This is a genomic window from Thalassospira sp. Z349TD_5 (genome assembly GCF_056173045.1).
In genome coordinates this window covers 4349237-4374972 of sequence record NZ_CM149654.1, presented here as the reverse complement: position 1 = coordinate 4374972, position 25736 = coordinate 4349237, and the positions used below count along the sequence as shown (strand labels likewise).

The following is a 25736-nucleotide window of genomic DNA, read 5'->3' as shown; positions in this document are numbered from 1 at the left end:
TGAAACATCGGCTGTTCCGATGACGCGTGTTTGACGTTTAGAACCCCCAAAAGGTTCGATCCCGCAAAACGACGGCGGGGGATGGAATGAGGAAGTCGATGTCTCAGACTGAGCAGCAGAACCGTTTTGATGTGATTGTGGTTGGTGGCGGCCATGCCGGTTGCGAAGCCGCAGCTGCCGCTGCGCGTATGGGTGCGAACACCGCATTGGTCACGCACCGCGCCGATCGCATCGGTGAAATGTCGTGCAACCCGGCCATCGGTGGTCTGGGCAAGGGGCATATGGTCCGCGAAGTCGATGCGCTGGACGGGGTGATGGGCCGCGCCATTGACCGGGCGGGTATTCAGTTCCGCATGCTGAACCGCTCCAAGGGTCCGGCCGTACGCGGACCGCGTGCGCAGGCCGACCGCAAGCTGTATCGTCAGGCGGTGCAGGATATTCTGGCCGAACAGGAAAACCTCACCATCCTTGAAGGCGGTGTTGAAGACCTGATCATTGATGAGAACCATCGCGTTGCGGGTGTGATCACTGGTGATGGCAGCAGCTATCATGCGGGCGCAGTCGTTCTGACCACCGGCACGTTCTTACGCGGGCTTATTCATATCGGTGAAAAAACCACCCCGGCGGGCCGCATTGGTGATGCGCCGTCGATGGGGCTTTCCGAGACGCTGGAAAAATACGATTTCAAACTGGGCCGTCTTAAAACCGGAACACCGGCGCGCCTTGATGGCCGCACCATTGATTGGGCCAGCCTGCAGGAACAGCCGGGCGATACACCACCCGATCCGTTTTCCTTCTTAACCTCTGAAATCACCGTGCCGCAAATCCCGTGTCATTTGACCTGGACGACGGAGGCGACCCACGAAATCATTCGTGCCAATCTGCACCGCGCCCCGATGTATAGTGGCCAGATCAACAGCAGCGGCCCGCGCTATTGCCCGTCGATTGAAGACAAGGTCGTGCGCTTTGCCGAGAAAAATCAGCACCAGATTTTCCTGGAGCCCGAAGGCTTGGACGATCCGACCGTCTATCCGAATGGCATTTCAACCTCATTGCCTGAGGATGTTCAGCTGGCGATGCTGGTGACCATTCCGGGTCTGGAAAAGGTCGAGATTTTCCGGCCCGGCTATGCGGTGGAATATGACTTTGTTGATCCGCGTGAATTGCGCCATACGCTGGAAACCAAAAAAATCGCTGGACTGTTTTTTGCCGGGCAGATCAATGGCACGACCGGTTACGAAGAAGCCGCCGGGCAGGGACTTGTCGCCGGGGTCAATGCCGCGCTTCTATGTGATGGCGGCGAACGCGAATTCCGGCTGGATCGGGCGGACGCCTATATCGGGGTGATGATTGACGATCTGGTAACGCAAGGTACGCGCGAACCCTATCGCATGTTCACATCCCGCGCCGAATACCGGTTGATGCTGCGCGCCGATAACGCCGATCAGCGTTTGACCGATCGCGGGCTTGAAATTGGCTGTGTTGCCTCACCCCGTGAACAGGTTTGGGGCGATAAAAAAGCTGCCCTTCAGGCTGCCAAGAGTGATGTGTCCAGCTTGGCCGAAACACCCAATACGCTGGTCAAATTTGGTATTAAGATCAACCTTGATGGTGTACGTCGCAGCGCCTACGACCTGCTGGCCTATCCGGATATCGACTTTGACACCCTGACACAGGTCTGGCCGCAGCTTGCCACGATTGATCCGGCGATCAAGGAGCAGGTGGCGATTGATGCGCAGTATAAAGGTTATCTCGACCGTCAGTCGGCCGACATTGCGGCCTTCCGCCGGGACGAAGAATTGCGCCTGCCACGCGGTCTTGATTTTGATAAGGTCGGTGGTCTTTCGGCGGAAATCCGCATTAAGCTGAAAGAAATCCAGCCGGAAACCATCGGCGCCGCATCGCGTATTCCCGGTGTGACTCCGGCGGCGGTGACCGCCCTTTTAGGGCATATCAAAAGCCATAAGCATCAGATCAAAAACGCCCGCAGCGCATAAAGGCTGTAAGCCGATAAGCGAGTAGCCGAGCGAGGAGACCGACGCCTCCAACAAAATTCGTACCATCGACAAAGATCAACAGCCCGGTCGGTTTACTCCGATCGGGCTGTTTTCGTGTAGGTCAGTGCAACCGAACACCACACCTACAACGCCAAGCCGTATCTGGGTCCTTACGGGGTAACCTTTGAAGGAGAGGGTCTGAGGTCATCCGAAGGAAGTAAGGAATCTTTCAATAAGATCAGCCCACGCCCTCAAACGCCAAGAATTGATCTTCTGCCCGGCGGCAAGGATCATCTGGCTAAACGGACATCTGTTCAAATTTTGGGTGGCTCTAGGCTGGTTGATGTCTGAAGGGAAGCGATAAGTGGCGGGAGAAGGTTGCCAAATTCTCGACAGGATACGAACGTCAAGCCTCTGAGGTTGAGGGCGGCTTGGGGTTGGCTTGGCGGCAAAGAATTTCAGCAGAGATTATTATTTTGTTCCAGCGACTTACCGGTAAGGTAAGGGCCCGTATTTTCCGATAAAAACATCTTTTTCAATGTTTCACGTGAAACATTTCGGCAAAAATTGATCTATTTTTGCTGCTCGGAGCAATAAAAAGATGCGTCAATGTAAAGTCAAAGCTGGCGTGTTTTGAAAACGCGGCGTATAAATCGTTTATGCAATCCATTTCTGAACCCGTAAAAACATGGTTTGAGCGCGATTTGAGTGTTTCACGTGAAACATTGGACCGCTTGAGCCAGTATGCAGACCTCGTTGTGAAGTGGCAGCCGCGGATTAATATTGTCGGCGCCAGCACAGCAGAAGACGTTTGGGGACGTCATTTACAGGATTCTGCGCAGCTTTGGCCGCATCTTCAGGACGTCGCCACCACTGGTAAAATCGTCGATTTTGGGTCTGGCGCTGGCTTCCCCGGCATTGTTCTTGCCATACTAGGGGCAGGGAATGTCACGATGATGGAATCCAACACCAAGAAAACCGTCTTTCTGATGGAAGCAGCACGGGTGTGTGGTGTTCTTGGGCAGACCAAAATTGCCCGCGAGCGAATTGAAGCGGCCCAGCCGTGCGACGCCGATGTGGTGACGGCGCGTGCTTTCGCACCCCTGCCAAAACTGTTGGAATTTGGCCAAAGACACCTGAAGCCGGGTGGCCATTATGTATTGTTAAAAGGACGTGCCTTTGAGGATGAACTGGCGGACGCACGCGACGCTGGTTGGACATTTGATGTAACCACGCATGCCAGCCTGGTCGATCCGGACGGCGTTGTGATGATCTTAAAAGGAGTAAGCCGGTGACCGACGTAATTGACTTGCCGCTTTCGACCAAAGCCAAGGGTGACGGACATCGCCCGCGCATCATTTCGGTGGCCAATCAGAAGGGCGGGGTTGGTAAGACAACGACAACGATCAATCTGGCGACCGCCTTGGCAGCGGTCAACCAGCGGGTTTTGATTGTTGATCTTGACCCGCAGGGCAATGCCAGCACCGGTCTTGGGCTGCGCCCGTCAGATCGTCAGATCAGTTCCTATGACGTGTTGATCAATGGCAATACCCTTGAAGAAGCGCGGATTGATACGCCAATCCCGCGTCTGAGCATTGTACCCGCGGGCATGGATTTGACGGGGGCGGAGATTGAGCTGGTTGATTTTGAACGGCGCGAAACCCAGCTTAAAGAATTGCTGGGCCGGTTGCCGCATGACGTTGATTACGTGCTGATCGATTGCCCGCCGTCTTTGGGGCTTTTGACCCTGAATGCTCTGGTGGCATCCGATGCCGTTTTGGTGCCGTTGCAATGTGAGTTCTTTGCACTGGAAGGCATCAGCCATCTGGTGCGTACGATCAAGCGTGTCAAAAAGGCCTTTAACCCCGATCTTGAGATTCAGGGCATTGTCCTGACCATGTATGACAAGCGCAACAACCTGTCTGCACAAGTTGCCAATGATGTACGTGATTATTTTGGCGATGTGGTGTATCGCACCGTAATTCCGCGCAATGTTCGGGTGTCCGAGGCACCAAGCCACGGTACGCCGGTTCTGGTTTACGATATGAAATGCCCCGGTTCACGGGCCTATCTTAATCTCGCCAGTGAAGTCTTGAAACGCGAAGGGGTGAAAGCATGAGCGAAGCAAAAAAACGTGGGTTGGGTCGCGGGCTGTCGGCCCTTCTGGGTGAAGAAGACGAGGATGTCGGGGTTGCCGTTGCCGCCAATGCCGACGCGGCGGTCGCACACCCGGGGCCGGGGGGCACGACGCAGCATATTGCGATTACCGATCTGAAACCGTCGCCGTTCCAGCCGCGCAGTAATTTTGACGATGAAGCAATCGATGACCTCGCGGCCTCAATCCGCGAGAAGGGCATTATCCAGCCGATTCTTGTCCGCGCGTCGTCAACCGGCGAAACCACCTATGAAATCATTGCCGGCGAACGGCGCTGGCGCGCCGCACAGCGCGCCCAGCTGCATGAAGTTCCGGTCTTGGTGCGCGACTTTGATGATCGCGAGACCGCTGAAATTGCCCTGATTGAGAACCTGCAGCGTCAGGATCTTTCGCCGCTTGAAGAGGCGGAAGGTTATAACCGCTTGATGAGCGAGTTTGCCCATACTCAGGAAGCATTGGGTCAGGCGCTGGGCAAAAGCCGAAGCCACATCGCCAACAGTTTGCGCCTGCTCGCCCTTGCCGCACCGATCAAACAGATGCTGTCAGACAAGGTTTTGAGTGCCGGTCATGCGCGTGCTTTGCTGGGTGCTGAGAATGCGGTCGAGTTGGCAACCCAAATTGTCAAAAAGGGCCTGAACGTCCGCCAGACGGAAAAACTGGTGAAAACCGACGGCGGTAAAACAGCCCGTCCGAAGAAGTCATCAGGGGGGCGTTCAGCCGACAAAGACCCAGATACAGTATCTTTGGAACGTGACCTTAGCAACATGTTGGGGTTGGCGGTTAATATCGATTTTGACGGCGCGGCGGGTAAAATCTCGATCCGTTATGAAACGCTTGAACAGCTTGACGATATTTTACAGCGCCTGACCCATGGCAAGGCAGGGGAAATGGCGGGGGACGACTCGGCCACGGATCCATCTGATTCGGATGAAAACGAATTTGACTCGATGTTTATCGAAGACGATGAAGCCGGTAGCGGTGCGGAAAACGATGATGAGGATGCGCTGACGGTTGAGCTCGAATCGATTGCCGATGCGGTGCACGGCACTGAAGACAGAGCTGGGGACGTACTGGACGACGACCTGATCATGGATGATGAGCCCGAAGGGGATGCGCCGATTGAACAGGAAGAGGTTGGCGAAGACGCGCTGGAGGAGGTGGCCGATGGCACCGGAAAAAAGCCGGAACGTAAAATCCGCATGCAAGATCTTGATCGCGACAAGATGAACGCGCTCAAGGCGCTTAAGCAAGAGCAGGATAAAGCCAGAGCCAAGGCCAACGGGACTGAGGTTGTAGTGAAGCGCATTCTTTAGGGTTTAAAGCCCGTCATACCGTCTCAGCGTCGATTTGAACCGGGTTATAGACTCATGCGAAAAGCGAAGGGCTTTAGAAACCGGGGACTCGGCGCTATACAGCCGCCCCGAGCACTTTCTGTCGCGCATCCTGGGTGTTGAGTCATGCCATTTACAGGTTAAGTCAGGCTTTTGCCGAGGCTGCCCTGTGGTGTTTTAGCGACGTGCCTGCTTTTGCCGGGCGACGGCGATTTTGATCATGGCGCGGTGGGCGATGGTTTCAGGAACGGCAAGACCACTTTTGCAGTCTTTTTCGGCCTCGAGCAGGATTTGCAGCGCGCGTTGCAAGGTTGGAACGGCCCAATTGTTCAGGTTGGCCCGGAACTGATCGGCGGCCTTGAAAAACAGCGGCGGGCGCAGGGATTTCATTGCCTGTTCAGTATTGGCTCCTTGGGTGATCTGTCCTTTGACCAGATGCAGTTTCTGGAAATATCCGAGCATCATGCGAAGCGCGCCAACCGGATTGAGGCCTTCTTCGGTCAAGCGGGTAAGGGCGGTATCCAGATTGACGACATTCCCCTGTGAAACGGCTTGTATGACATCGTCATAATGGCGGGCTGAGCTGTCGCCAACGCAATCCATCGCATCGGCCAGTGTGACTTGACCGTCCTTGAACGCATAGAGGGCGAGTTTTTCAAGCTCGCTTCGCGATATCATGCGGTCCGACCCAAGATTGGCAACCAGATAGCGGGTCGCATCGCGGTCAATGCGCAGTTTGTGGTCCTCCATCACCGCACTGATCAGCCCTTCAAGGTCGCGTCCGCTGTCGGCATAGCACGGCAACGCCATGCCGTTACCGGCCTTTTCAACCGCCTGACGCAATTTGGAACGGGATGGTAAACTGCCGGCTTCGATCACGATCAGGGCGTCACCCGCAGGGTCTTTGAGGAAGTCGGCAATTGCCGGAGCCTGTGCATCGCCAATGTCGCGGAGTCGGATGACGCGGCGTCCGCCACCAAAACTGATGGCGGCGGCTTCGTCGCGCAGGCGGCTGCTGTCTTCTTTAAGCTGGGCACTGCCCATTTCAATAACTCTGAACGGGTCCTTGAGGTCTTCGACGACGGTTTTGGCAAGCTTTACCGCACGTTCGCGCACAAGACCTTCGTCCTCGCCATAGATCAGCACCAACTGTGCCTTGGCGTCGGGCGCACGGAGAAAGGTTTCGACCTGGGCTGCCTTGAGTTTCATGGGTTAGATACGTCTTCCAGAGAAGGTCTTACGGATTGGCGCGCAGGCCAACCGCAACCTGATTGGCGATCTGCTGTGCCAGATTGCGCGCGGCGTCACGACGGGCGGCTTTTTCGGCTTCGAGGCTGGCGAAGTCCGAATCGACAATGTTGTAACTGGTGCGTGCCCTTACGCGCCCTTTACGCAACAGTGTGGCGTCGGACTTGCGGGTTAGTTCATAGTTTGCTGATATTAAATAGTCGGCAATTGTTGCTTCGTTGTCTTTGGTAAAGCCCTGTTCGCTGGTCAACTCGGATACTTCTACGTCTAATGTGTAGGCCGGGTTGGCAACTTGACCACGGGGGGTGAGGGTTTCAATTAAAAGATTGCGCGTAATTTGGCCAACACGGTCATTGATCAGGGTGACTTCGACCTGTGACATATCCGTTGTTGTGCTTTGTCCACTGCGATCTTCTGCATAGAGCGGGCGAAAGCCGCAGGCACTGAGAGACATCAGGGCAATCAGGGTGAGTGCAGGGAAAAGGGCGCGCAATTTCATTCAATAGAACCTTTTATCCAAGGAGCTTTCATCAAGCCGTGGCGACACAATAGGTCGTAACCGATAAAAGGGCAAAACAGAGTGAGATTGGCAAGGAAAGAATGAAGAGCATCCGGGCTTTCCGAGAGGCTATTTTGCATGCTTTGTGTCGCGGAATGAGCTGTCAGGTTTTGAAACATTGTTCGAAGATTGGCGATGGCGACGTTACTCCGTCCTGCCAACAGTGCCGGATATAGTGCGGCAAAGGTGCTTTTGGGTGTTACTGGCATTGGCTTAACACATTCGTTCGCCAGTGTTGCATCAGCCAATGTACGCCAGACCAGACGCAGCCAGCGCCAATGCCCAATCAGAGCGTTTTGCGTGATCTGAAGCGGTCTGTGCAGCGGGACATCTGCCAGCAAGGCAAGGGTGAGGACATCAAGACCGATTTCCTGACACATCGTTCGGGCATCTGGTACAACAAAATCCGTGGTGACTTTTCCCGAAGTTGCCGGGGGCGCGACAAGTTCCCCGCCAGCCATTGTGGTGATGGACGCGGCAAGTATCTGGCGCAGGGGGCTGAGCGGTCCGGAAAGTGCTGCATATATATCGGGGCGTTGCTGTTCAACGAAGAACCCCCAATCGCGCATCAGCGAATGGGGGTTGTATTCAGGCGATATATATAAAGAGGTATCAGCCATCAGCCTACTCGGCGGTTGCGCTATCGATTCGCAACTGGCGGGCGCGGGTGAGGATGGCGTCTTCCATGGATGTGACCGTCCCCGGTTCGACCACGGCATCCTGCCACTGGTTGGGGCCGACATTGACTTGGCGGAAAACCGAAACCTTAATCGCGTCCGACCGAAGGGCTGTGCCAAGGATATAAGCCGTCAGCTTGAACCGCTCATTTGGCGTTTCTCCGGGCGTGTACCAGTCGGTAATAATCACGCCGCCAAACGGATCGGCTGAGTTAAGTGGCATGAAAGACAAGGTGTCGAGTGTGGCGCGCCACAGGAAGCTGTTCACGCCGATGCCCGATCCGGTGCCTTTTTGTGATTCCTCGCCGCCAAAGATGTTCAGGCCATCCGAGCCAAAAAGACTACCTTGGCGCTTTTGATCGGCGATTGTGGCCGCGCGTCCGTTAACTCTCTGATCCCCAGGGGCAGATCCGGGATAGTTGTCGTAGTCGGCTTGTGTGCCGGCACAGCCGGCCAGAAAAGCTGAAAGGGTGGCAAAGCCTAGAATTTTTGCGAAAGAACTGGTCACGATCTGGCCCTTGATAACGGGTGTTACGCTATATTTGTCGGCACTATAAGGCGGATGGGGGCTGTGATCAAAGAAAACCAGTGTGCTTTTTATGTAACAGTGTTTGCGCAATGTATCATTTTGGACACAGTGTTGCTTGACGGTGCGATCATTTGGTGGCTCCATGCTTCTCGAACCGGGCGGCATAAGCTGTCCAAATAATTTTTGTAGCGTAAAACGCTTGCAAAGACGTTGAGGGAAAAGATGAAAAAGATTCTTGTTGCTTCCAGCGCACTCGTCGCTGTCGCATTCGCAGGCCAGGCTTCGGCTTCCGAAAAAATCAGCCTGTCGGTTGGTGGTTACATGGAACAGTGGGCCGGTGTTGCCGATCAGGACCGTGGTGAATCACGTAATGCTTTCCAGTCTGACACCGAAGTTCACTTCAAAGGTTCCACAACCCTTGATAACGGCATTGAAGTCGGTGCTGCAATCGAACTCGAAGGTGAGAACAGCCAGGCGCGTAACAGTGCAGACGACGGTTCGACCGGCGTAACCAACATTGACGAACAGTACCTGTACGTTAATGGCGGTTTCGGTCAGATCAAACTCGGTGCCGAAGACGGCGCTGCTGCTGACATGGGCATCACCGGTCCGGCTGCTGGCCCGGTTGGCGTCAACGATGGCGACCTTGGCAACTGGGTTGCAATCAATGCTGTTCCGGATACCGTTCCAGCTGGTGGCGATTCCAAGCGTCTGACCTATTACACCCCGGTCATGGGTGGTTTCCGCGCTGGTTTGTCCTATGCGGATGACGACTCTTCGGAAAACAATGACACCGCAACGACCGGTGACAACCGCGTTTCTGGTGGTCTTGAGTTCCGTCACGACTTCGACGGTGTTTCGCTTGGTGTTTCGCTTGTTGGTGAACACATGGGTGAAGGCGAATGGTACGGCCTTGGCGCAACCGTTGGCTTTGGTAACTTCACCGTTGGTGGTTCTGTTTCTGAAACCGATGGCGAATTCGGTCAGGGTGAAGCCACTGCTCAGCGTGACGACACCACCGATTTCGAAATCGGCGTTGCTTATGCAATGGATGCTGCAACCGTTTCCCTCGGCTATGCCTATGGTGAGAACGACAGCACCACTGCAAGCGATGGCGTTGACGAACTCAATACCGTTGACCTCGGCCTTGCTTACACGCTTGGCGCTGGCGTAACCTGGAAGTCTTCGATCTTCTGGTTCGACGACAAAGGTCAGGACGTTGGCAATGCTGACGACAACGACGGTTACGGCGCTGTTACCGGTCTTGCTCTTTCCTTCTAATCCTTATCGGGTTAGTAGAAAAGTTGAAGGGGGTGGATTTTCCACCCCCTTCTTTTTTTGTTTGTTGCTATGTTGAGCAGGTTCTAAAGCACCAAATCCCTGTTGGGAACGTTAGGATTTTGTGGACTAATAGATTTCTTCGCGGTTTCGGGTTCTAGATTAAGTGGCTTGTTGGGTTTTTAAACGTTCGTAATTGTGAAACCGGTTCTGTCAGAATCATTCAAGTGTGACGCAGGTTTTTACGATGATATGAATGAGGGTAGGTCCTAGGACCAATCGACATTTACTTGCGGGGATTCCCAAAGCGGACCAATTTTGATTCACTCCCACCGTTTTAACGGTCAGTGGAGAAGATGATGAAACGCTACGAACTGAGCTCCGAACAATGGAGCAGAATTGAAGCCATTGTTCCCGGTAAGCAGGGAGACCGGGGACGCAGCGGGAAGAACAACCTTCAGTTCGTAAATAGCGTGCTTTGGGTTTTGCGTAGTGGCATGACTTGCCGGAGCGGTATGGCAAATGGAAAATAGTCCATAAGCGTTTCACGCGCTGGGCCAAGGCCGGGGTGTGGGAAGAGGTTTTCAATGCTCTCATCGAGGCGCCGGATAACGAATATCTCATGATCGACTCAACGATTGTTCGGGCCCATCAGCAGGCTGCGACGGGAAAAGGGGGGCACAAAATGAGGCTTTGGGGCGTTCCAGAGGAGGACTAAGCAGCAAAATCCACATGTGTGTCGATGCTGTGGGACGTCCTTTGCGTTTGCTCCTGACCGGTGGGCAGCGCAATGATTGCACAAAGGGCCTTGAACTGATTGATGGTTTTCGTCCATCGCATGTGCTGGCAGATAAAGGGTATGACAGTCAGGAAATACTTGACGCCATCGCCGCCATGGAGGCTGTTGCGGTTATTCCACCAAGATCCAATCGGAAGCAGCAGCGCGACTACGACAAGGAAATCTATAAACGCAGAAACGTTGTCGAGCGGACGTTCAACAAGCTCAAGCACTGGCGAAGACTGGCCACACGTTATGATCGTAAGGCCTGCCATTATCTGTCTTTCGTATATCTCGCCGCTGCTATCATATGGATGTAAATGTCGATTCAACCTAGACCGTCCACAACGTCAACACATGCCGCATTATCATTTCCTCAATCGCAAAATCCCTATTATTTTTCAATCGACTGTAGAGAGTGAATCCTTTCACCAAAATAAAATGACCACTGGTTATTTGTGTTTCTTATTTATGTGGTCATTCGGTAGGGTGGGTATGAATTTGTAAATCAATAAGACTATTGATCATTAATATATGCGATATAGCAGGGTGTTATGTGGTAAAAATGCCACATTGCGATAAATAAATAACTAATGGTCATTTATTCGTGTTGACCCAAAGTCATTTGATGGGTTTTATGGCTCTCGACAGATCGAAGGGCCGCTCGGTTCAATCCCCTTCGTCTCAAACCAATTTTTATCTCGAGGGTTACGATGAAAAAGATTCTTTTTGCTTCCAGCGCACTCGCCGCTGTTGCCTTTGCCGGTTCCGCACAGGCGTCCGAAAAAATCCAGCTTGAAGTTGGTGGTTACATGGAGCAGTGGGCTGGTTTCTCTGACCAGGACAATACCCCGTCAGGTGGCCGTAACAATGCATTCCAGTCCGATACCGAAGTTCACTTCTCGGGCAAAACCACGCTTGATAACGGCATTGAAGTTGGTGCCAAAATCGAACTCGAAGGTGAAACCTCTGGTGACCAGATTGACGAACAGTACCTGTTCGTAAACGGTGGCTTTGGTCGCATCGAAATGGGTAAGAACGACAGTGCAGCTGACTCAATGGCTCTGCAGGCACCGTCGGTTGGTCCGGTTGGCGTCAATGATGGTGATTTGTCAAACTGGGTTGATGCATATTTGATCGATACCATTCGCTCGAGTGGTGATCAGAACCGCGTTAGCTACTTCACCCCGTCCTTCGGTGGTTTCCGTGCCGGTGCGTCGTATGCTGACGACAGCCAGCGCAATGGTAGCAACAGCTACAATGGCACAGACGGCGGCGGTGATAGCATCGTTTCTGGTGCGCTTGCTTTCGACCATGACTTCAACGGTGTTGCACTTGGTCTTTCCGCAACCGGTGAAAACTCTGGCGACGGTTACTGGTATGGTCTTGGTTCGACCGTTGGCTTTGGCAACTTCACCGTTGGCGGTTCTTACGGCCACACCGAAGACGACTACGGTCTGAACTCCACCAATCAAGACCTTGATGCGTTTGACCTTGGTGTTTCCTATGCGATGGACGCAGCAACTGTGTCCTTGGGCTATGGTTATGAAGAAGTTGACAACAGTGGTGATATCAGCACTGTTGACCTCGGCATGGCTTACACCCTTGGTGCAGGCGTGACCTGGAAATCTTCTGTCTATTGGTTCGACCAGGAAGCAGACAGCACCAACAATTCTGCTACCAGTGGCATCAGCGGCGACAATGACGGCTACGGCGTTGTAACTGGTCTGCGTCTCGACTTCTAATTCTTCGGAATTGGATTACAGATTTGAAGGAGGTGGCTTTGGCCGCCTCCTTCTTTTTTGTCTGTCTGACGTGTTTGATGCTGATGATTACACCGATTAAGACGCGATGACTTATGGCGTCACTGGCATTTTTAAATCTTCGTCCAGCATTTGAAAAATCGCATCTTGATCAGACTGTAAATGCGACACACAGGGCACGGTCGATTCGACAACCAACTTTTCGGCCACGGCTTTGTTGCTGGCTGCCGGAAGATCGCCCAGTTGGTCAAATGGCACTTTGAGGCTGCCCATACAGCCGATCTGGCCATCGTTTGTCGCACGCAGTTTTGCCAGCCCGCAGGGGGCGGTGCAAAAGTCGCCGCGATAGGTGCTTTGCCAGTTGCGTAAATTTGTGTGGCGTCCTTGCAGGACCTTGGCCGAGGCGGATGTGTAAATCCCAAGGCCCGGTGTTTGAAACAGCTTGGTGATATGTGCCGGGCCGCTGTCGGCCAGCACGACGTAATCCTGTTTTTCCATAAAACCGATCAGTTCGCCAATCGTGCGAAACCCATCAATTACCGTGACATTTTCAAGCTCATCGGCGGCAATGCTGTCTTTATAGGCGCGCATCACCCCCTGATAGGCATTTAAAATAAGCGTGATCTGATGACCAGCATGGCCAAGCATCTGTGCGATGTCGCGGACCAATGCCGGGGGCAGGGTGCGCAAGGGGGATGAGGCCATGGGCAAAATGCCGATGTTCATGCCGGGCTTTGCCATTGGTTGGCGCGCCGGTAGGGCAATCGGTGATATTGCAAAGGCCGTGCATAGGGATTCTTCGGGGTTAACCGGCATCTGGGCGATTGTTTCCCAGCCTTCCATTTCACTCAGATCAATCACATGATCAAACCGGGCGAGCTGTTTTGAGGATATGAACAGTTGGAAGATTTCGATGTCGGCAAGGGTGGCAAAAATGTCGGATGCGCTGGCACTGTTGAGCACAGCGATTTTGGCCCCCGGGTACTTTTGCGCAAAGGCGCGAAAGAACAGCACCATGCCCACGCAATCGCCCAAGGCATCATCGGGGATCAGAAAAAGGGTTTTGGCTTGTGCAAAATCGGTTTCGGACCATGCCGCACGGGGCAATACCCGGGGGTGGAAGGCATCCGATTTGATCTGTACCGAGGGTGCTGTCGCCAAGGCCTGCTGGCGCAGCAAGGATGTTGTGCGCGTGAAATAAATCGGGCTGCCGTCCGAGGATTGGCCCAGTGTCGGGCTGACATTGGGCAGGCCGAACTGAAATGGCACCTTGGATGCGAATCGGGTGAATTTCTTGCGGGCAGGATGCAGCTTATGGTGCGGCTTTGCGGGCATTGCGGGGCGATACTCCATGCACCGGCGGGGGTGATCAAGCCCCAGAAAACCCGATCCCGGCCAAAGACGCAAGGGCTGAGCCGCGCAGTTTCCCAACATTTTTGCGATTGATTCCACCAAGTCCAATCGGGCTGATGTCGTGATGTGCACAGATGCGCGCAATACGTTGAACAACGCCAAACGGCATGGTGGATGCGCCGGGGTGGCTTTGGGTTGCAAAAACCGGCGAAATGAACAGTCCGTCGGGGCGAAAGCTTGCCGGTAAAAGGCACAGTTTGCGCGCTGTCGGCATGCTGTGACAGGCTGATGTGACGATCAACCTGTCTGGGATTTGTCGATAGATCGATGGCGACTGCCAGATGCGATATTCGGGCAGATGCACCCCGTCGGCCCCAAGGGTCAGTGCGAGTGCAACGTCATTGGCAATCAGCATCCGGTGGCCCAGACGACGGCATTGCGAACGCAGTTTTGCCGCAAGGATGGCCCGGTCAGGGTGATCATAATGGCGAAAAACCACCATGCTGTGACGGGGCAGTTTTGTAATTGCCGCAACCGGATCGGGCAGGCGGTGATCATCGGTCATGAGGATAACCGGTGGGAAAGGGCCATTGGCAACGCAATTGCGTAAATTCAGTTGGTGTGCCTGCTTTAACAGGGAGGCGTCCATTGATAGTATCCCGATTTCGTAAGGCGTATTTCAAACCATTAGGACCCATCATCGATGAGCGATCATGATCTGTCATCTGGCAATAGTGATGTTGCACAGAACCTGCGCGATATTCAGGACAATATCAATGCCGTCTGTAAGGCTGCTGATCGTGATCCAACGTCGGTGACCCTGGTCTGTGTATCCAAAAACCACGAAGCAGATCATGTGCGCACGGCATTGGTTGAAGGACGGCGGGTTTTTGGCGAAAACCGGGTGCAAGAAGCGGCGGGAAAATGGCCGGGCTTGCGCGATGAATTTCCCGATACGGAACTGCATCTGATCGGGCCACTTCAGACCAATAAGGTCAAGGACGCCGCCCGGTTGTTTGATGTGATTGAGACGGTGGACCGGCCAAAACTGGCCCGTGCATTGGCAAAGCACTGTGATGCGACCGGTTCTTGCCCCGATCTTTTCATTCAGATCAATACAGGTGAAGAACCGCAAAAGGCTGGTATCGCACCCGCCGATGCGGATGAATTTATCGCCCTGTGTCGCGATGAGTTGAATTTGCCGATTACGGGATTGATGTGCATTCCACCGGTCGATGAAGAACCGGCACCGCATTTTTTATTGTTGGGCAAGATCGCCGATCGTCATGGAATTGAGATCAGAAGCATGGGTATGAGCGGTGATTACGAAGCCGCAATCCGATTTGGTGCGACGCATGTCCGGGTTGGGACAGCGATTTTCGGATCTCGCGGGTATTAACTGGCAATTAAGGTGGTTTTAAATGGCCATAATTTGATTTTCACCCCAAAAATCGGCAAAAATAGCGCTTAAAGCGCGATATACCCGCTCATTACAGATAAAATCTGATTTTTGGGCTTTCTGTGGATAATCGGCGCGATATCCAAGACGCGCGACAGTCAAGTTTGTGACAAAAAAATCCCGCTTTTTATCGCGGGATTTTTTTAACCTACGAACACGCGATCTTCCAACCTTACGGGATCAGCTTGTAACCACCCGGCTCGGTGACCAGAATAGTCGCGTTTGACGGGTCTTTTTCGATTTTCTGACGCAGGCGATAGACATGGGTTTCAAGCGTGTGGGTGGTAACCCCGGCGTTATACCCCCAGACTTCATCAAGCAGCGTTTCGCGGGTAACCGGTTTGTCGCCTGCACGGAACAGGAATTTCAGGATCGAGGTTTCCTTTTCCGTCAGGCGGACTTTCTTTTCGCTGACCGTTTCGATCAGAATTTTGGCACTGGGCTGGAAGCTGTAGGGGCCAATGACAAAGACCGCATCCTCACTTTGTTCGTGCTGGCGGATGTGGGCGCGGATGCGCGCCAAAAGCACGTTGAGGCGGAACGGCTTGGTGACATAATCATTGGCACCGGATTCAAGGCCAAGGATGGTGTCGGAATCACTATTGGCCCCGGTCAGCATGATAATCGGGGATTTGACGCCCGCGCGGCGCATCAATTTGCAGACATCGCGGCCATCCATATCGGGCAGCCCGACATCAAGCAAAATCATGTCAAAATAGGCTTCTTTCGCGGCATCGAGTGCATCCTTGCCACTGTTGGCGACAACACATTCGAATTCCTCGTGCAGTCGAAGCTGCTCGGTCAAAGACTGGCTGAGTGCTGCATCATCTTCAACGACGAGAACCTGTTTACCTGTTGACATTCACCATCCCTTGCTGCTTGTCAGATCCCGGATCAATTTCTTGATCAGACATGGCGCTTCGGCGCGCCATTGTTTTTGTGGAATATCCGTTCATGCGCCGCCATATATCTGGGGAGAGCGTCGCATAATGCTATTTCAAGAACAAACTGTTTTCGTTTTAACCCATTGACCTCTGCCCGACCCGGATTAATTAATACATCCCAACCACCAAACGCTATGATCTGTTGGTTGGCCGCGTCACAAAACCTTGAAAGATGTCTATCTTCCTGCGATTTTGCGCGAGACATCAGAATAAACCCGATTGAACTGTTCGCTTATATTAATCATTACGGCCCGTTATCTAGCCCCTTACGACCAGATCGCGATGTTGTGATCGCTTAAATGGCCTCTGACCCCTAACGATAAGATAACAATGACCCAAAGCTTTGCCGCCACGGCCCAGAATGACAGCAATTCAATCCCGGCCACCGATCTGGTGACAGTATCGCGTGCGGTTGCGGATTTACGCCGCGGTGAAATTGTTCTGGTTCAGGGCCATTTGGATGGTGCGGTCCACAGCGTTGCGGTGATTGCCGCCGAGCCCTTGTCGCAAGCCGGGTTTGAGCGCCTGTGTGACATCACCCACAACACCGAAAGCCCGGCAATTATTTTGCCGCGGGTGCGTGCAAGATCCCTGGGCGGTGCGTGCGAACAAGACTCGTTTGTGGCCTTTGTCAGTAAAAGGCAGTCCGACATCAATGCGGCCCGCTTGGGCGAAATCGCCAATCCATTGCTTGATCTTGATCAGTTGCCTGCGGGCGACTGGCGTGCGGTGAGCATGGCTGAAACAGCGGCAATCCGGTTGGCAAAGCTTGCCCGGTTGTTGCCCGCTGTTGTCACGGTGCCAGTCGGGGCCGATCAGCTCGAAAACTTGGCCCGGGCGCAGAATTTGCTGGTTTTGCAATCTGAAAGCATTAACGGCTACGAAGATGCATCGGCCGCGACCCTGCGTGAAGTCAGTCAGGCCCGTGTGCCGCTTGAAGATGCGGAAAACGCCACGGTGATTGCCTTTCGCCCCGAAGATGGCGGGCAGGAACATCTGGCGATTGTCATTGACGAACCGGCCAAGGATCAGCCTGTTTTGATCCGGTTGCATTCGGAATGCTTTACCGGCGATTTGATCGGGTCGCTGCGCTGTGATTGCGGGCCGCAATTGCGCGGGGCGATTTCCGAAATCGCCAAAAGCGGGCAGGGTGGCATTATTTTGTATCTGCGTCAGGAAGGGCGCGGCATCGGGCTTGTGAATAAGCTGCGCGCCTATGCCCTTCAGGATCGCGGGTTTGATACGCTTGATGCCAACGAAGAACTTGGCTTTGATGCCGACGAACGGGTCTATCGCCCGGCAGCCGAAATGTTGCGTCAGTTGGGTTTTGGTTCGGTCCGGTTGCTGACCAACAATCCGGAAAAGCTTAAAGGCCTTGAAGGCTGGGGCGTTAAGGTTGCCGAACGTGTGCCGCACAAGTTCCCCTCCAACGGCCATAATGCGTTTTATCTTCAGACCAAGAAAGACCGTGCCGGTCACCTATTCTAGGCAATCCGTGCAGAACGGCCTGCAAATAAAGGTTTCCCTGCGCTTCGATGCTCGTGAGTCCTTCATTTTCGGCACGTTCTACCCAGATTGGTCCTTTCGGGCCCCAACCCGGCAGAAGATTCCGACAGGCAGAAACAGTGCCTGCGGAATTTCAATATTTTCCATATATAACAATAACTTAAATATGCGCGAGTTTGGCATTCCTTTTGCAAAGTATCTGGCAAGAGGAGGACAAACATGTCGATTGGTGCAGATTGGCGGCAAAATTCGCCCGGCAGTGTTGCGGGCCTGAGCAAGGATGTTGCGAACAACAAATTCGCAAATTCGGGGCCGGGTGAGCAGCTTGTTGATGGCGCGCAAGAAGGGCGCGACTTTTCCGAATATATGTTCGGAGAAGACGGGTTTGAGTTTTCCGATGTGCTCGACGTGATCAATCCGCTGCAACATATTCCCGGTGTCGGGATGCTGTATCGGTCACTTACCGGCGATGAGCTGGGCAATGGCGCACGCGTTGTTGGCGGCGGTTTGTTTGGCGGTGTCTTCGGACTGGCGGGGGCGGCAATTGATGCCGTTGTTGACGCGGTCAGTGGTGAAGATACCGGCGCCCATGTGATGGCCTTTCTTGAAGACAGTTTTAATGGGGCGCCAACCGATGACGGCACAGTTGTTGTCGATGCAGCGCCGTCTGGTGCGGATGCGCCCGATGCGGTGACGGCCCGTGCTGATACCATTGCAAATGCTTCCTTTGACGGGACATATCAGGGTGATCTTGTTCTGCCGTGGATGGCAGGACAGGCAAGCCAAGGCCGACCTGCGGGAATTGCTGCCACAGCAGCAGAACAATCGACGATCGTTCAGGCCGCGCCTGTGGGCGGTGTTGAATATGCCGCCCTTGATGCGGGGCAGCAAAACGCCGCTTCGGCCATTTCCGGGCCAAAGGCATCTGATCTTAATACCCCATGGGCGCAAGCAACACCGGCTGCGACTATGGCCGAAAACGCACCTCAAAAATCAGCTCAAGCTTCTGCCTCAGCACAGGCCTCAGCGCAAAACACGACCGCGATTCAGGAATTGGCGGAGGCGGTGCAGAGTGATCCGGCCGAACTGGCCGTTGCCATGGCATCGGCTGGCGGCAATAGCCCGGTATCGAGCTTGACCCGGACAACAGCAGCGAGCCATGCGCCGCAGAATGGCAACAACCCGATCCGCCCGGCATCCTTTAGCAGTGAAGGCGGCGATACGGTGTGGGCCCGGGCACAAAGCAGTGGCCGTGTTAGCCGAACCACCAACAGCTTTGCCCTGTCACCGGAAATGGCAGCCCATGAATCGCGTCAGGCGAAACAGGCTGCTGCCAATGTTGATGCCGTTGAGGATATGAGCGGGCAGAGCCCATCTGCGGATCAAAGCGCGTTTCGGGAAAATTCGGTAAGCCCGGCACAGGCGTTTGCTGATTTCAGGAATGGTGGAACGCCATTGTCAGCAGCCGAAATGGCAGCAAAGTTTAACGCGGCCCTTGGCCGGGACTCGTCGCAAGCCATGGCCCAAACCCCGGCACAGGACGCTGTATCATCGAGCAACACGACCGCAGCACAGGGTAAAATTTCCGGAAGCTTTAACCGCGATACCAGCAGCAATGCCGGTGCCCAACACGAAGAGACTGCGGCAACACCTGTCGTGCATCCTTTGATGGAGCAAGCCACCAGCCATATCGACGGCGATGCGCCGGTGGGTGCCTGGTTTAGCCAAACCATGATGGATGGTCTGAAAAAATATCAGGACATGCAGCAGAGCCGCCAAAACCAGGCAAACGCCATCTGATTTGATGTTTGCGCCTATGGTGTTTCGCTGATGAAAAAAGCCCGTCTGTCATGCTTGGATAAGCAGGAACAAACGGGCTTTTGGTGTTTCAGGCCAAGGCTGATTATGAATTCAGGAAGCCGACGGTTTCCTTGACGTCGCGCAGGATCGGCTGGGCGATGGCGTTGGCGCGCTCCGCCCCCTTGGCCAGAACCGCATCAATATAGGCATTGTCGTTGTTCAGACGGGCCATTTCTTCGGTGATCGGGGCCAGTTTGGTTACCACCACGTCGGTCAGGGATTGCTTAAAGCCCGAGAACTGGGTGCCACCATGTTCTGCCAGAACCGCATCGACCGTGCTGTCGGTGAGTGCAGCAAAGATGGTGATCAGGTTCTTGGCTTCCGGGCGGCCTTCAAGACCGGCGGCCTCGGATGGCAGGGGTTCCGGATCGGTTTTGGCCTTGCGGATTTTTTTGGCCAGCGTGTCGGCATCATCGGTCATGTTGATGCGCGCCATTTCCGACGGATCGGATTTTGACATCTTTTTCGAGCCATCGCGCAGCGACATCACCCGCGTTGCCGGACCCAGGATCAGGGGTTCTGGCTGCGGGAAGAAGCCTTCGACCTCGTAATCATTGTTAAATTTCAATGCGATGTCGCGCGCCAGTTCAAGATGCTGCTTCTGATCTTCGCCGACCGGCACATGGGTGGCTTTATAGGCCAGAATGTCAGCCGCCATCAGGCTGGGATAGGCATAGAGGCCAAGGGACGCGTTTTCGCGGTGCTTGCCGGCCTTTTCCTTGAACTGGGTCATGCGGTTGAGCCAACCGATGCGTGCGACACAGTTAAAGATCCACGCCAGTTCGGCATGGGCGGATACCTGACTTTGATTGAACAGAACATGACTATCGGGGTCAATGCCCGAGGCGATCATGCTGGCCGCAAGTTCGCGGATGTTGGAACGCAGTTCTTTGGGGTCTTGCCAGACTGTGATGGCATGCATATCCACGACGCAGAAGATGCATTCGAAATCTTTTTGCAGAGCAACCCAGTTGCGGATTGCGCCAAGATAGTTGCCAAGATGAAGGTTACCGGTGGGCTGAGCGCCCGAAAACACACGTTCCATGATGCTGTCGTCCATTTCAATAAAAACAAAACCGGGTTTGCAAGCTCCGCCAGGTTGTGGACACCCGCCGGCGGACGAACTGCAAACCAACGCGCGGAGTTAAGCCGCCTGACCCGATTTGGTCAAGCAGCTTGTCGGTAAATGCGGGGTTTTAGGCCAATTATTCCTGTGCGGTGGGTTTTCCGCGCTTCAAGGTTGCTTTGAGTTCCGAGAAGCTGGTCGCACCGAGCAGCTGTGCGCTTAGCGCGTACACCGCAATCCCACCACAGACACAGGCGGCCATGATCAAGATGCGCGTGATTGAGGAGGCATCATTTTGCCAGAACATATCAATGGCAAACCAAAGGGCCGCCCCCATCAGGGTCGAGGTGATCAGAATGCGCGGGACGCGTTTAAGCAACCGGGCATCAAAGGTCAAATCGCCGCGTTTACGCAGCAAATAGCCCAGCAAAAATGCATTGACCCAGACCGAGGTCGATGTGGCCGCGGCAATGCCCAAATGCCCGAATTGCGGCATTAAAACAATGATCAGAACAATGTTGAGCACCATGGCAAAGATGCCGATGCGGATCGGGGTTTTGGTATCTTCGCGGGCGAAAAAGCCCGGTGCAAGAACCTTGACCAGAACCGATGCCGGCAGGCCAAAGGCAAAAATAGTCAGCGCCAGACCGGTCATCTGGGTTTCGCTTGCGCCAAAGGCACCGCGTTCAAACAGGACATTGATTACCGGAATGCCCATCACGCCAAGGGCAACGGCCGCGGGCAGGGTCAGAAGCAGGGCGATTTCAATGCCGCGATTTTGGCTGTACATGGCAACTGCGGGATCGGTTCCCTGCAACTGACGCGACAGGGTGGGCAACAAGGCCGTGCCAATCGCAATGCCAATCACGCCTAATGGCAGTTGTTGAACCCGGTCGGCGTAATACAGCCACGACACCGCGCCGTCAGACACAAGAGAGGCCAGCATGGTATCGATCAAAAGGTTGATCTGATACACCCCGGCACCAATCATGCCCGGGATCATGCGTTTGCCGAGCAGTTTGACCCGGTCATCAATTTTGGGTCGCTGCCATTTAATCGCAAATCCGGCACGTTTGCAGGCAATCACCAGAAAGATGAATTGCGCCACCCCGGCCAAGGCAACGCCCCACGCCAACGCATGGGCAGGGGTTTCGGTCATGGGTGCCAGACCCAGCAGCGCGCCAATCAGACAGATATTCAGGATAATCGGGGCCGCGGCAGCAGCGGCATAGCGGTGCAGGGTGTTGAGAACACCCGACATCAGAGCGACGGCAGAAATAAATGCCAGATAGGGGAAGGTGATGCGCGACAGTTCGACGGCAAGCGCGAATTTTTCCGGGTCTTCGGCAAATCCGGGGGCAAAGACATACATCGCCCACGGCATGATGATTTCAATGATCGCGACCAGAAAACCGGTGATGAGCACCAGCATCGACATGGCGCGCGCGGCAAATTCACGCGCAACGTCCAACCCGCGTTTTTCGATATCCCCGGCCAGAAGCGGAATGAAGGCGGCGGAAAACGCGCCTTCGCCAAACAGGCGGCGAAACAGGTTGGGAAATTTAAATGCGACAAAAAACGCATCGGCAATGCCCCCCGCACCCAACATCCCGGCAATCAGGATATCACGACAGAACCCCAAAAGGCGCGAGATCAGGGTAAAGCCACTGACGGTGGCGATGGAGCGTACAAGCGACATTGCGTGTTTAATCCGTATTCAGGGGCCGTATCAAGGAGCCGGTCCAGTCGAGACATCGAGAAATCTGTGCGCGGGTTGAAAGGCAACACTGCGTGAAGGGCAAAATCTGACAGGGGAAGGTGAAGAAGTCGTAATCACGGCGGTCAACGGCACGAATCTTTGTCACAGAAATATGAAATCTATTTGTATGATGATTCTTTTCCTCAACTGTGACAGCCGTCACAGAAAAATGCATTCAATAACGATAAGTTCCCTCTTGCTGAGATTCGTTGGGACGCGAGCCTCATTATTTGGATGGTCGGGGATTATAAGGGAATCCACCTTAACCTGCTGCACTCCGAGGAAAGCGATGTCGTGAATAACAGGTCACGACGTCAGTTTTGGATTGCCCTTCCCCGTCCGTCTAAAATTCCAAAAGATACGCGCTTAAAAATAGTCGGCTAGTTCGACTGGATTTGATCCTTTCTGGGGTGTCACCTTGCGTGGCACAGGAGTGGGGATCAAACCGGTCGAGCGGTGTTAGGCTGCGACCCGTCAGGACAATGATCCTGACGATCGCCTAATGCCGTTAACCCACCACACTTAGTAAGTCTGGTCCTAATTGTTCTGGATTGCCTGAGTAAGGGTTTCCTTGACCTGCACAAACTTGGTGCGGCTGTCGATTTTAAGCCCGAACACATCCTTCACATAGAAAACGTCCACGGCGCGTTCGCCAAAGGTCGAAATGCGGGCCGAGGCGATTTGCAGTGACAGATCGCGCAAGGCACGGGTGATATCATAGAGCAATCCTTGGCGGTCGCGGGCGGAAATTTCAATCACCGTGTGGGTGCGGCTGGCCTTGTTGTCGATAATGACGTTGGGTTCGACCTTAAAGACCGCTGTTCTATGTTTGTTGTCCTTGATCTGGCGGCGTTCGAGTTCCTGACTGGGGCGTACGCGCCCGGAAATCACCTGTTCGAGGGTTTCACGCAGCTTTTCAAGCTTGGCCTTGTCATTAAAGGCTTCGTCGTTGGCATCCTGAATAAAGAAGGTATCCAGCGCCATGCCATCGGCCAGTGTCAGGATTTTGGCATCAACAATATTGGCCCCGCACAGCGCCATCGATCCGGCAATCTGGGAAAACAGCCCCGGATGGTCGGTGGTGTGAACGGTGATTTCGGTGGCGTCAATTTCAGTATCAATGCGCACATCGACCGTGATGTCAGCGCCACTTTTCTTGGCGTCGCGGGTCAGATGGGCGTGATGAACGTGAACGTCGGTATCAAAACTGAGCCAATAGGACGGATAACCGCGATCAATGAAATCTTCGATGTCATCGGTTGGCCAGTCAACCAGTGCTTCGCGGAGCGCCATCTGGGCATTGGCAACGCGTGAATCGCGGCTGTCGGCATTGAGCCCGCCTGACAGGCGATCCTCGGCAGCATAATAAAGTTCGCGCAGAAGGGTGGCTTTCCAGCCATTCCAGACATTTGGTCCCACTGCCCGGATATCGGCGACGGTAAGGCACAGCAACAGGCGCAACCGTTCCTGCGATTGTACCAGATCGCCAAATGCCTTGATCGTCGTTGGATCATTGAGGTCACGTTTAAACGCCGTCAGGCTCATCCACAGGTGGGCCTTGACCAGCCATGCGACGGTTTCGCTGTCGGCGGGGGATAATCCCAAACGCGGGCAGAGCTTTTCGGCGACTTCAGCACCCAGTTCGGAATGATCGCCACCGCGTCCCTTGGCGATGTCATGCAGCAACACTGCGACATAAAGAACCCGTCTTGAAATCACCTTGCCCATGATCCGGGTGGCCACCGGGGCATCATCGACCAGTTCGCCATTTTCAATCTGATTGAGCACGCCAATCGCGCGGATGGTGTGCTCGTCCACGGTATAGGTGTGGTACATGTCATATTGCATTTGAGCCACGACACGGCCGAAATCGGGGATAAATCGCCCCAATACCCCGGCTTCGTTCATTTTGCGCAGGACAATGTCGGGGTTTTGACGCTGGGTCAGGATTTCAAGGAAAACCTCATTGGCGTCCGGGTCGTTTTGCAGCTTGTGATCGATGTGCTTTAAGCTTTGGGTGACCCAGCGCAGCGTTTCGGGATGAATGCCGACCCCGTTTTGATTGGCCACCAGAAACAGGCGCAAAATCTTGATCGGGTCTTTTTTGAAAACATTGAGGTTTTCAACCGTCAGCCGGTCATTGCGCAGTTCGAATCCGTCGATTTCCTTGGTGCCAAACAGTTTGCCGGGGAACCGGATCAGCGGGCGGCGCTGATGGCGTTCTTCAAGGGCGGCACAGAAAATCCGGGTCAGGTTGCCGACATGTTTGACCATCAGATAGTAGTGTTTCATGAAGCGTTCGACGCCCGATGCCCCGGCATGATCGGTATAGCCAAGGTGTTCGGCGATATCGCGCTGCATATCAAATGTCAGACGGTCTTCTTCGCGATCCGACAGATAATGCAGCCAGCAGCGCACCGCCCACAGGAAGTTTTGCGCCTTTAAAAAGCCTTGGGCTTCTTTGCGGGTCAGGACTTTTAGGTCAACCAGTTCCATCGGGGAATTGACGCGGTACAGGTATTTCCCAATCCAGAACAGCGTATGCAGATCGCGAAGCCCGCCTTTGCCGTCCTTGACATTGGGTTCGACGACATAGCGTGAATCGCCCATGCGCACATGGCGGTCATCGCGTTCGCCGAGTTTCTTTTCAATAAACTCAAGGCCGCTGCCCTTGACCAGTTCATCCATGAAGCGTGCCCGAAAGACGTTATAGGTTTCCTCATCGCCCCAGACGAACCGGCTTTCGAGCAGGTTGGTGCGGATGGTGATGTCCTGTTTGCCCATGCGCAGGCAATCATCGACCGAGCGGGTGGCATGCCCGACTTTCAGGCCAAGATCCCACAGCATATAGAGGATGAATTCGACAACCTGTTCACCATTGGCGGTTTGTTTGTAGGGAAACAGAAACAGGATATCGACATCGGAATGCGGCGCCATATCGCCCCGGCCATAGCCGCCGACTGCCACCACCGACATGCGTTGTTCATTGGTCGGATTGTGCAGCGGATAGATGAAACTGGTGGCGAAATCATGAATAAGGCGAACAATCTGATCCATCAGGAAGCTGTTGGAAAAGACGGTGTCCTGCCCGGAATTGCTTTCTTCGAACCGGGCACGGATGACGTCACGTCCGCTTTCCATCACCGATTTCAGCTTGGTCAGAAGGGCGCTGCGCTGTTTGAAATTATTCAGATCCGGATCATTGGCAATCGCCGTGAGATCGGCAAAGACCTTTTTGCGGTCAATGATTTCGCGCTGTTTCTTAATTTTATACATAGCGGGCTGCCGTTTCCTTGCGCCTTTTTGACTGCTGGTTCTGCAATACCATTTTTCGCACCATAGCGGGAATTGGTTTTGGCTGCATCAGTGCATGTGCCATGCCAAAGGCCGGACCGGCATGATCATGCGGATGCTGGCCGGCGGTGCGGTTAAATCAAAACAGGCACCTGCCTGATATGGGGGCAAGGTGCCTGT

At 54.1% G+C, this 25736-nt stretch carries 19 protein-coding genes and 1 pseudogene; 10 read left to right on the top strand and 10 right to left on the bottom strand.

Translation table 11 applies throughout. The features are described from left to right. Window positions 1–98 precede the first annotated feature (98 nt). From mnmG to AC0VXT_RS20050, 4 genes are all read left to right on the top strand, one after another. Window positions 99–1997, top strand: coding sequence for a tRNA uridine-5-carboxymethylaminomethyl(34) synthesis enzyme MnmG (gene mnmG, locus AC0VXT_RS20065; protein WP_475546823.1), 1899 nt, complete (start codon window positions 99–101; stop codon window positions 1995–1997). Window positions 1998–2575: 578 nt separating this feature from the next. Further along, a complete protein-coding gene (gene rsmG / locus AC0VXT_RS20060) occupies window positions 2576–3292 on the top strand; it encodes a 16S rRNA (guanine(527)-N(7))-methyltransferase RsmG (RefSeq protein ID WP_475546822.1) in 717 nt (238 codons plus the stop codon). After that, a complete protein-coding gene (locus AC0VXT_RS20055) occupies window positions 3289–4116 on the top strand; it encodes a ParA family protein (protein ID WP_475546821.1) in 828 nt (275 codons plus the stop codon). Before rsmG ends, AC0VXT_RS20055 begins: the two co-directional genes overlap by 4 nt. Then, entirely contained in the window at window positions 4113–5465 is a 1353-nt protein-coding gene (locus tag AC0VXT_RS20050; protein ID WP_475546820.1) for a ParB/RepB/Spo0J family partition protein, read from the top strand. Before AC0VXT_RS20055 ends, AC0VXT_RS20050 begins: the two co-directional genes overlap by 4 nt. Window positions 5466–5660: 195 nt before the next feature. Here AC0VXT_RS20050 and holA read toward each other — a convergent pair whose 3' ends face one another. The 4 genes from holA to AC0VXT_RS20030 are packed head-to-tail and all read right to left on the bottom strand — an operon-like array spanning window position 5661 to window position 8475. Then, complete coding sequence (gene holA, locus AC0VXT_RS20045) at window positions 5661–6692, bottom strand: DNA polymerase III subunit delta (protein ID WP_475546819.1); 1032 nt, start codon at window positions 6690–6692, stop codon at window positions 5661–5663. Between the two features lie 28 nt (window positions 6693–6720). Beyond that, window positions 6721–7230, bottom strand: coding sequence for an LPS assembly lipoprotein LptE (gene lptE, locus AC0VXT_RS20040; RefSeq protein ID WP_475546818.1), 510 nt, complete (start codon window positions 7228–7230; stop codon window positions 6721–6723). Beyond that, window positions 7227–7910, bottom strand: a complete 684-nt coding sequence (locus tag AC0VXT_RS20035; protein ID WP_475546817.1) for a hypothetical protein — start codon at window positions 7908–7910, stop codon at window positions 7227–7229. Before AC0VXT_RS20035 ends, lptE begins: the two co-directional genes overlap by 4 nt. A 4-nt stretch (window positions 7911–7914) precedes the next feature. Further along, a complete protein-coding gene (locus AC0VXT_RS20030) occupies window positions 7915–8475 on the bottom strand; it encodes a DUF3576 domain-containing protein (RefSeq protein WP_475546816.1) in 561 nt (186 codons plus the stop codon). Between the two features lie 243 nt (window positions 8476–8718). On the opposite strand from AC0VXT_RS20030, the gene AC0VXT_RS20025 reads away from it, so the two are divergent. The 3 genes and pseudogenes from AC0VXT_RS20025 (at window position 8719) to AC0VXT_RS20015 (ending at window position 12297) form a co-directional block, all read left to right on the top strand. Continuing rightward, on the top strand, window positions 8719–9777 hold the full coding sequence (locus tag AC0VXT_RS20025; RefSeq protein ID WP_475546815.1) for a porin: 1059 nt from the start codon (window positions 8719–8721) through the stop codon (window positions 9775–9777). 356 nt (window positions 9778–10133) lie between these two features. Continuing rightward, window positions 10134–10872 (top strand): annotated as a pseudogene (locus AC0VXT_RS20020) (IS5 family transposase). A 393-nt stretch (window positions 10873–11265) separates the two neighbouring features. After that, window positions 11266–12297 (top strand): porin, encoded by a 1032-nt coding sequence (locus AC0VXT_RS20015; RefSeq protein ID WP_475546814.1) that lies wholly within the window; start codon window positions 11266–11268, stop codon window positions 12295–12297. 111 nt (window positions 12298–12408) lie between these two features. Here AC0VXT_RS20015 and AC0VXT_RS20010 read toward each other — a convergent pair whose 3' ends face one another. After that, window positions 12409–13650: a glycosyltransferase family 9 protein gene (locus tag AC0VXT_RS20010; protein WP_475546813.1), complete on the bottom strand. Its 1242-nt coding sequence runs from the start codon at window positions 13648–13650 to the stop codon at window positions 12409–12411. A gap of 34 nt (window positions 13651–13684) precedes the next feature. After that, window positions 13685–14233 carry a thiamine phosphate synthase gene (locus AC0VXT_RS20005; RefSeq protein WP_475546812.1) on the bottom strand — a complete coding sequence of 183 codons (549 nt, stop codon included), beginning with the start codon at window positions 14231–14233 and terminating at the stop codon, window positions 13685–13687. A 138-nt stretch (window positions 14234–14371) separates the two neighbouring features. Here AC0VXT_RS20005 and AC0VXT_RS20000 point away from each other — a divergent pair, with 138 nt between their 5' ends. Beyond that, window positions 14372–15067, top strand: a complete 696-nt coding sequence (locus tag AC0VXT_RS20000; protein ID WP_475546811.1) for a YggS family pyridoxal phosphate-dependent enzyme — start codon at window positions 14372–14374, stop codon at window positions 15065–15067. A 232-nt stretch (window positions 15068–15299) separates the two neighbouring features. Here AC0VXT_RS20000 and AC0VXT_RS19995 read toward each other — a convergent pair whose 3' ends face one another. After that, window positions 15300–15989 (bottom strand): response regulator transcription factor, encoded by a 690-nt coding sequence (locus AC0VXT_RS19995; protein WP_022733614.1) that lies wholly within the window; start codon window positions 15987–15989, stop codon window positions 15300–15302. Between the two features lie 412 nt (window positions 15990–16401). Here AC0VXT_RS19995 and ribA point away from each other — a divergent pair, with 412 nt between their 5' ends. Together ribA and AC0VXT_RS19985 are read left to right on the top strand one after the other, a co-directional pair. Continuing rightward, a complete protein-coding gene (ribA, locus tag AC0VXT_RS19990; protein WP_475546810.1) occupies window positions 16402–17559 on the top strand; it encodes a GTP cyclohydrolase II in 1158 nt (385 codons plus the stop codon). A gap of 237 nt (window positions 17560–17796) precedes the next feature. After that, entirely contained in the window at window positions 17797–19377 is a 1581-nt protein-coding gene (locus tag AC0VXT_RS19985; RefSeq protein WP_475546809.1) for a hypothetical protein, read from the top strand. Between the two features lie 103 nt (window positions 19378–19480). Here the strand turns inward: AC0VXT_RS19985 and trpS are convergent, their stop codons facing one another. The 3 genes from trpS to AC0VXT_RS19970 form a co-directional block, all read right to left on the bottom strand. Beyond that, window positions 19481–20482: a tryptophan--tRNA ligase gene (trpS, locus tag AC0VXT_RS19980; protein WP_475546808.1), complete on the bottom strand. Its 1002-nt coding sequence runs from the start codon at window positions 20480–20482 to the stop codon at window positions 19481–19483. Between the two features lie 160 nt (window positions 20483–20642). After that, on the bottom strand, window positions 20643–22202 hold the full coding sequence (murJ, locus tag AC0VXT_RS19975; RefSeq protein WP_475546807.1) for a murein biosynthesis integral membrane protein MurJ: 1560 nt from the start codon (window positions 22200–22202) through the stop codon (window positions 20643–20645). A 597-nt stretch (window positions 22203–22799) separates the two neighbouring features. Continuing rightward, on the bottom strand, window positions 22800–25538 hold the full coding sequence (locus AC0VXT_RS19970; protein ID WP_475546806.1) for a [protein-PII] uridylyltransferase: 2739 nt from the start codon (window positions 25536–25538) through the stop codon (window positions 22800–22802). Window positions 25539–25736: the final 198 nt, after the last annotated feature.

What these genes read in the sequence shown, in the direction of transcription:
- mnmG (WP_475546823.1), top strand. Translation starts at nt 99, where the DNA reads ATGTCTCAGACTGAGCAGCAGAACCGTTTTGATGTGATTGTGGTTGGT.
- AC0VXT_RS20050 (WP_475546820.1), top strand. Translation starts at nt 4,113, where the DNA reads ATGAGCGAAGCAAAAAAACGTGGGTTGGGTCGCGGGCTGTCGGCCCTT.
- holA (WP_475546819.1), bottom strand. Translation starts at nt 6,692, where the DNA reads ATGAAACTCAAGGCAGCCCAGGTCGAAACCTTTCTCCGTGCGCCCGAC.
- lptE (WP_475546818.1), bottom strand. Translation starts at nt 7,230, where the DNA reads ATGAAATTGCGCGCCCTTTTCCCTGCACTCACCCTGATTGCCCTGATG.
- AC0VXT_RS20035 (WP_475546817.1), bottom strand. Translation starts at nt 7,910, where the DNA reads ATGGCTGATACCTCTTTATATATATCGCCTGAATACAACCCCCATTCG.
- AC0VXT_RS20025 (WP_475546815.1), top strand. Translation starts at nt 8,719, where the DNA reads ATGAAAAAGATTCTTGTTGCTTCCAGCGCACTCGTCGCTGTCGCATTC.
- AC0VXT_RS20015 (WP_475546814.1), top strand. Translation starts at nt 11,266, where the DNA reads ATGAAAAAGATTCTTTTTGCTTCCAGCGCACTCGCCGCTGTTGCCTTT.
- AC0VXT_RS20010 (WP_475546813.1), bottom strand. Translation starts at nt 13,650, where the DNA reads ATGCCCGCAAAGCCGCACCATAAGCTGCATCCTGCCCGCAAGAAATTC.
- AC0VXT_RS20005 (WP_475546812.1), bottom strand. Translation starts at nt 14,233, where the DNA reads ATGACCGATGATCACCGCCTGCCCGATCCGGTTGCGGCAATTACAAAA.
- AC0VXT_RS20000 (WP_475546811.1), top strand. Translation starts at nt 14,372, where the DNA reads ATGAGCGATCATGATCTGTCATCTGGCAATAGTGATGTTGCACAGAAC.
- AC0VXT_RS19995 (WP_022733614.1), bottom strand. Translation starts at nt 15,989, where the DNA reads ATGTCAACAGGTAAACAGGTTCTCGTCGTTGAAGATGATGCAGCACTC.
- ribA (WP_475546810.1), top strand. Translation starts at nt 16,402, where the DNA reads ATGACCCAAAGCTTTGCCGCCACGGCCCAGAATGACAGCAATTCAATC.
- AC0VXT_RS19985 (WP_475546809.1), top strand. Translation starts at nt 17,797, where the DNA reads ATGTCGATTGGTGCAGATTGGCGGCAAAATTCGCCCGGCAGTGTTGCG.
- trpS (WP_475546808.1), bottom strand. Translation starts at nt 20,482, where the DNA reads ATGGAACGTGTGTTTTCGGGCGCTCAGCCCACCGGTAACCTTCATCTT.
- murJ (WP_475546807.1), bottom strand. Translation starts at nt 22,202, where the DNA reads ATGTCGCTTGTACGCTCCATCGCCACCGTCAGTGGCTTTACCCTGATC.
- AC0VXT_RS19970 (WP_475546806.1), bottom strand. Translation starts at nt 25,538, where the DNA reads ATGTATAAAATTAAGAAACAGCGCGAAATCATTGACCGCAAAAAGGTC.